General features: G+C 76.6%; 1 pseudogene. It reads left to right on the top strand.

The annotated features are described in order from the left end of the window. Nucleotides 1–538 (top strand): annotated as a pseudogene (locus ACYVE9_RS30480) (ATP-binding protein); the annotation flags it as partial.

Here is a 538-nt window from a genome sequence, read left to right as displayed (position 1 = left end):
TCGGTGTTCCGCGGAGCCCGGCGCAACGTGGTGGCGGCCGGCGCGGGTGCGCTGCTCGCCGCGGTGCTCGGCACCGTCGTCACGCTCGGCAACACCTCGGGCGGTGACGACACTCCGTCGGACGTCGTCAAGCCCGACCGTTCGGCCACGCAGCGGGACGACGACGGCGGCCTCCCGGCGGACCAGCCCGTGAAGTCCGGTGACCGCGGGCAGCAGCCCGGACCGAGCCGGCTGCCCGATGCGGCGGGCACTCCGTCGGGCAGTTCCTCTTCGAGCGGCAAGCCGTCGGGGGACACCTCGGCCGACGAGCCCGACGACGCCTCCTCGAACGGCGGCTCACCCAGCGGCGAGCCCAGCGACACCGCACCGGGCAAGCCCAGCAGCGGCAGCAGCAGCACCCCCGGCCGGCCCAGCAACCCCGGCACGCCGTCCGACGACACCGGCGAGCCGAGCGACGACCCCAGCGGCGGCAGCCCGTCCGACGACCCGGGAGAGACCGACCCGACCGAGGATCCGGGCGGCGGCCCCACCGACGGCA

This window comes from Streptomyces sparsus (assembly GCF_054776295.1).
The sequence above is the reverse complement of the archived record's forward strand: the minus strand, read 5'-3'. Positions and strand labels throughout refer to the sequence as shown.